The sequence below is a fragment of the Pseudomonas sp. LB-090624 genome, assembly GCF_003205205.1.
Lineage (GTDB): Bacteria > Pseudomonadota > Gammaproteobacteria > Pseudomonadales > Pseudomonadaceae > Aquipseudomonas.
In genome coordinates this window covers 25,900-32,164 of record NZ_QJRL01000041.1, presented here as the reverse complement: position 1 = coordinate 32,164, position 6,265 = coordinate 25,900, and the positions used below count along the sequence as shown (strand labels likewise).

Below are 6,265 nucleotides of genomic sequence, written 5' to 3'. Positions count from 1 at the left end.
CTGAAGTCGCGAAGATCAAGATCAAGATCAAGATCAAGATCAAGATCAAGATCAAGATCAAGATCAAGATCAAGATCAAGATCAAGATCAAGATCAAGATCAAGATCAAGATCAAGATCAAGATCAACAACCAGATCAACAGCAAACGGGTGGTTGGGCTGATCTTCGTCATTCCAACCAAGGGCCATTTCGCCTATTGTCGATGCTCCCTTCCCCAAACGATTGGCACATTCATGCAGAACGTCATCGTCATTACCGGCGCCAGCCGCGGCATCGGGGCTGCTACAGCGCTGCTGGCCGCCCGCAAGGGCTATCGCATCTGCATCAACTACCACGCCGACGATCAGGCCGCCGAAACCATCCTCAGCCAGGTCCGCGAGCTGGGCGCCGAGGCCATCGCGGTGCGCGCCGATGCCAGCGTCGAGGATGAGATCATCCAGCTGTTCCAGCGCGTCGACGAAGCACTCGGCCCAGTCACCGCACTGGTCAACAACGCCGGCACCATCGGCCAGCAAAGCCGCGTCGACGAAATGTCCGAGTTCCGCCTGCTGAAAATCATGAAAACCAACGTCGTCGGCCCCATGCTCTGCACCAAGCACGCCCTGTTGCGCATGGCGCGCCAGCATGGCGGGCAGGGCGGGGCCATCGTCAACGTCTCATCCATGGCTGCGCGCCTCGGTTCGCCCAACGAGTACGTCGACTATGCCGCCTCCAAGGGCGCGCTCGATACCTTCACCATAGGCTTGGCCAAAGAAGTAGCAGGCGAGGGCGTGCGCGTGAATGGCGTTCGCCCGGGCTATATCCACACAGGTTTCCATGCCCTGTCCGGCGACCCTGACCGGGTCAGCAAGCTTGAATCTGGCTTGCCCATGGGCCGTGGCGGGTACCCCGAGGAAGTGGCCGAGGCCATTCTCTGGCTGCTCTCGGACAAAGCCTCCTACACCACCGGCAGCTTCATCGACCTGAGCGGCGGACGCTGACGCCCCCGTCAATCCATCAGCAACTCGCGTATGCGCTCGGCCAGCACTTCCAATTCGAACGGTTTGGTCAGCACCTGTGTACCTTGCAGCAACTGACCATCACTGAGCGCCGCGCTTTCGTCGTAGCCAGTGATGAACAGCACCTTCAGGTCGGGGTAGCGTTCGCGACAGCGTTCGGCCACCTGGCGGCCACTCAGGCCACCGGGCAGGCCGATGTCGCTCAGCAGCAAGTCTGGGCGTTCAGCTTGTTGCAGGTGGGCCAGGGCCGTTGGACCGTTTTCGAACGCATCTACCTGGTAACCCAGTTCTTCCAGTACTTCGCACACCACCAGGCGCAAGGCTGCCTGGTCTTCGATCAGCAAGATGCGCTGCGTACCCGTGCTGCTCCTTCTCAACGGCCCACGAGGTCTGACGGTTGGGGCCACTGGCTGTTCGTGGTGGCGGGGTAGCAACAGTTCGATGCGGGTACCTTCGCCAAGTACCGACAACACGCGCAGTTGCCCGCCCGACTGGCGGACGAAGCCGTAGGTCATCGATAGGCCCAGCCCCGTGCCCTGGCCCAACGGCTTGGTGGTGAAGAACGGCTCGACTGCTCGCTCGGCGACCTCCGCCGACATGCCTCTGCCGTTGTCGACAATGCTCAGGCGCAGGTACTCGCCGGCTGGCACCTCCAGCTCCAGCGCCTGCTGTTCGTCAACGTGCAGGTTGTCGCCGATGATCTCGATCACGCCACCGCCTGGCATGGCATCGCGGGCATTGATGCACACATTGAGCAGGGCGCTTTCCAGCTGTGGCGGGTCGATAAAGGTCGGCCACAGCTCAGTGGTGAACCGGCTGCCGAGGGTAATGGCCGGGCCAATGGTGCGGCGCAGCAGTTCCTCCATGCCGGCCACCAGCGTTGCCACGTGCGTGGAGCGGGGCTGAAGGGTTTGCTGGCGCGAGAACGCCAGTAACCGGTGCACCAGCGAAGAGGCCCTTTGTGCCGAACCGCTGGAAAGCTCCAACAACGGCTCCAGGGCATCGTAACGCGACTGGTCCAGGCGCTGTCGCATCAGCTCCTGGGCGCCGAGGATACCGCCCAGTAAATTGTTGAAATCGTGGGCAATACCGCCGCTGAGCTGGCCCACGGCTTCCATCTTCTGCGCCTGGCGCAGGGCTTCTTCGGCTTTGGCCAGGCGCTCCTGTTCCAGCACCCGCTCACTGATGTCATAGGCGAACAGGAATGCCCCCTGTATGTCACCCTCATGGTCACGCAGGGCGTTGAAGCGCAGTTCGTAATGACGCTGGGCCGGTGCCTTGCCAAAAACGCCGGTTTCCATGAACGCCTCACCGGCCAAGGCACGTTGCCACATTGGCAGGATCGGCGTCTGGTCAGCGTCGCCTTCGTTGACCAGCCCAGGCAGATACTCGCCGATTTCCGGTACCGACCCGTAGAGCAAATTGAAGTCATGCCTGGCCTGGCGATTGACGGCCAGCCAGCACATGTTCTTGTCGACCACGTGCACATTGACCACGCTGTGATCGACCAGCTCGGCGAACAGACGGCGCTCTGCCAGTGCTGTATTCACCCGTTGCTCGAGCTCATCGTTCAGTTGCTGCAGGGCCTGCTCCGCCCGTCGGCGCTCGGTGACGTCCTTGAACAGTACCGCTACCTGGCGTTTTTCGGCAGGCTCCACGCGAAAGGTGGTCACAGACAGCACACGGCCGGTTGCGACCAGTTCCTGCTCGAAGTGCAGGGGCTCGCCTGTGCGCAGCACCGCACCATAGCGTGCCACCCAGTCATCCGCCTCGTCGGGCACCATCTCGCGCAGCTTCTGTCCAACCACGTTGGGGATGCCTGCATGCTTGGCGTAGGCCGCGTTGGCCAGTACATGCACATAGTCACTCAGCGGGCCGTGCGGGCCGTCGAAGAACTCGATGATGCAGAAGCCTTCGTCCATGGTGTCGAACAGTGAGCGGTAAAAATCCTGGTCCTGTGCCTGATGGCTTGCAAGGCGTGCTTCGAGCAGCGCGTTTTGCCGCTGGAGTTCGATGACTTGTTGGCGAAGTGAGTGCATATCGCGGGAAGGCATGCAGGCGTCCGACAAAATGTGAGGCCAAGACTTTAGCGTGTTCACCCGCAGGCGGATAGCCGCTCAGCGTGGCTGTGCGGTGCTTGCCAGCAGCCGTCCGATGGCTTGGGCAAGCGCTTGCAGATCGAACGGCTTGGCCAGCAGTTCGGTGTGCATCTCGGGTTGTGCCCTGGCCGTGCTGGCCGCAATGTCATAGCCGGTAATCAGCAATATAGCGGCCTGAGGGGCGATGCTCCGACAGGTGTCGGCGAGCTGGTAGCCATCGATACCCCCCGGCAGGCCAACATCGGTGATCAGCAAGTCGGGTGGCCGGCCTTCATGCAATGCCTCGTATGCCTGGCGGCCGTCTTCGAATGCCTGCACGTCATGGCCCAGCTCATGCAACACCTCCAGCAGCACCAGCCGCTGTGCAGGCTGGTCTTCCACCAGCATCACCTTGACTGCCCGCTGCTGCGCCGGGGCCACAGGGGCAGGAGCTTGAGCGGCAGTGCTGGGCAAGTCGGCAGCGACGCTTTCATCCTGGGGGAGATACAGGCTGATGGCCGTGCCTTGCCCTGGTGTGCTGTCGATCCGCACCTGCCCACCGGATTGCCGCACGAAGCCATAGACCATCGACAGCCCAAGGCCAGTGCCCTGGCCGAACGCCTTCGTGGTAAAGAACGGCTCAAGGGCCCGTTGCCGCACTGCATTGGACATGCCGATGCCAGTGTCTTCCACGCAGATGCGCAGGAACCGGCCAGCGGCCAGGTGCAGCTGATTGGCCTCGGTGTCTTCTAGCTCGACGTTGGCGCATGCAATGCTCAAGGTGCCGCCAAGGGGCATGGCGTCACGGGCGTTGATGCACAGGTTGAGCAGGGCATTTTCCAGCTGCTGGGGGTCGATGCGTGTTGGCCACTGCCCGGGCAGCGTCCGGTCGTGCAAGTCGATATGCGGCCCGATAGAGCTGCGGATCAGGTCATGCATGCCGGCGACCAACTGTTGCACATCGACCGGCTGTGGCACGAGGGTTTGCTGACGCGAAAATGCCAGTAGGCGTTGTACCAGCGCAGCTGCGCGCAGCACGTTGTGCCGGCCACGTTCGATCAGCTCGTCGGTGTCGGCGAAGCGCTGCTGGCCAAGGCGTTCGCCGGCCAGGTCCAGTGCCCCGAGGATGCTGCCCAGCAGGTTGTTGAAGTCGTGGGCGATGCCGCCCGTCAATTGGCCAACCGCTTCCATTTTCTGTGATTGGCGAAGGGCCTCCTCGGCCTGGCGCAGGCGCTCCTGCTCTGCAAGGCGCTCGGTGATGTCATAGGCGAACATGTATCCGCCCTGGATCCGTTGCTGCCCGTCGCGCCACGGATGGTAGCGGATTTCGTAGTGGCGCGACGCCTCGGGGGGGCCCAGGGTCAGTGTATCGATGAAGGCTTCGCCAGCCAGCATGCGGGGCCAAACCGGTGCCAGCATGCCGGTAATGTCGGGCTGTTTGGTCAGGAACTGTGGCACGTGATCGCCGACCTTCGGCACGAAACCGCGGTAGCGCTCGAAGGTTTCCCGGGCGGTACGGTTGATTGCCACAAGGCGCAGGTTGCGGTCGGCGGCAAACACGTTGGCCAGGCTGTTGTCGAGCAGCTCACCCAACAGCCTGTTGTGTGCCTCGGCGCTGTCTTCGCGCTCGGCCAGGCGTGCCTCCAGTTCTGCGACGCGTGCCTGCAACTGGGCAATGGACGGGGGCGAATCTGGCGGCATGGCGCGGGCCCAAGGAGTGGATCGGGCAACTATAGTCGCCGCGCGAGCCAAGGGCTATCAGAACGAGCGAATGATCCGGCCAAGGGTTTCCATGGCCCCTTCAGCGCCTTCATGCCAAGGGCTGCCATAGTTCAGGCGGATGCAGTTACCAAAGCGGCGGGTAGGCGAGAAGATTGGCCCGGGGGCGATGCTGATGCCTTGGGCCAAGGCCATGTGGAACAGCTTGAGGGCGTCCATTTGCTCGGGTAGCTCCAGCCACAGGAAGTAACCGCCGGAGGGTTGGCTGACCCGAGTCTGTGCGGGGAAGTGGCGGGCAATCGCCGCCAGCATGTTGGCCTGCTGCCCTTCCAGCGCGTAGCGCAATTTGCGCAGGTGGCGGTCGTAGCCACCGTGCTGCAGGTAGTCGGCAATAGCCGCCTGGGCAGGCATCGAGGCACACAGCGAAGTCATCAGTTTCAGCCGTTCGATCTTCTGCGCAAAGCGCCCGGCCGCCACCCAACCGATGCGGTAACCCGGTGCCAGGCTCTTGGCAAACGAGCCGCAGTGCATCACCAGGCCCTGGGTATCGAAGGCCTTGGCCGGTTTGGGCGCCTGTTGCGCGTAGTACAACTCGGCATACACATCGTCTTCGATCAACGGCACCTGATGGTGTGTCAGCAGTTCCACCAAGGCCTGTTTCTTCGCCTCGGGCATGCTCGCGCCGACCGGGTTCTGGAAGTTGGTCATGCACCACACGGCTTTTACCGGGTGCTTTTCCAGTGTTTGCGCCAGCACACTCAGGTCCATGCCCTCACGCGGGTGCACGGGGATCTCCACTGCCTTGAGCTTGAGCCGCTCCAGCACCTGCAGGCAGGCATAGAAGGCGGGGGCCTCGATGGCCACCAGATCGCCGGGCTGGGTTACCGCCTGCAGGCACAGGTTCAGCGCCTCCAGCGCTCCGTTGGTAATCAGCAGTTCTTCCATGGGCAGCATCAGCCCGCCGACCATGTAGCGCAGGGCAATTTGCCGGCGCAGTTGCGGGTTGCCGGGGGACAGGTCGGTGACCACCATGCGCGGGTCCATGCTGCGGCTGGCACTGGCCAGCGAGCGTGACAGGCGTTGCAGCGGAAACAGCTCGGGGCTGGGGAAGGCCGAGCCGAACGGGATGGTGTTGGGGTCCTTGATCGAGTCGAGGATCGAGAACACCAGGGCGCTGACGTCAACGTCTGTCGACTCGCTGACCGGCTGCAGCGCCTGCGGTTCGCTGAACGGGCGCGGGGTGTGGGCGTTGACGAAATACCCTGAGCGCGGCCGGGCGCGAATCAGGCCACGCCGCTCCAGCAGGTAGTAGGCCTGGAACACCGTGGACGGGCTGACCCCGTGGGTCTGGCTGGCGTAGCGCACCGAGGGTACGCGCTGGCCGGGGCCTAGCACACCGGAGCGGATCAATTCGGCAATATCGTCGGCGAAGCGTTCGTAGCGTTTCATTCTGGCCTTCTGTCGAAGCCT

4 protein-coding genes are annotated in these 6,265 nt (G+C 62.8%); 1 reads left to right on the top strand and 3 read right to left on the bottom strand.

Features of this window, described 5'->3' with window-relative positions; genetic code table 11:
• Window positions 1-233: 233 nt before the first annotated feature.
• The gene (locus tag DMX11_RS23940) at window positions 234-980 is read left to right on the top strand and encodes an SDR family oxidoreductase (protein WP_110747676.1); all 747 of its coding nucleotides are present in this window, start codon (window positions 234-236) and stop codon (window positions 978-980) included.
• A gap of 8 nt (window positions 981-988) precedes the next feature.
• Here DMX11_RS23940 and DMX11_RS23935 read toward each other — a convergent pair whose 3' ends face one another.
• The 3 genes from DMX11_RS23935 to mapR form a co-directional block, all read right to left on the bottom strand.
• Window positions 989-3,052 carry a PAS domain-containing protein gene (locus DMX11_RS23935; protein ID WP_110747673.1) on the bottom strand — a complete coding sequence of 688 codons (2,064 nt, stop codon included), beginning with the start codon at window positions 3,050-3,052 and terminating at the stop codon, window positions 989-991.
• Between the two features lie 63 nt (window positions 3,053-3,115).
• Window positions 3,116-4,777: a PAS domain-containing sensor histidine kinase gene (locus DMX11_RS23930; RefSeq protein ID WP_110747670.1), complete on the bottom strand. Its 1,662-nt coding sequence runs from the start codon at window positions 4,775-4,777 to the stop codon at window positions 3,116-3,118.
• Between the two features lie 57 nt (window positions 4,778-4,834).
• Window positions 4,835-6,244, bottom strand: a complete 1,410-nt coding sequence (gene mapR / locus DMX11_RS23925; protein WP_110747667.1) for a GntR family transcriptional regulator MpaR — start codon at window positions 6,242-6,244, stop codon at window positions 4,835-4,837.
• Window positions 6,245-6,265: the final 21 nt, after the last annotated feature.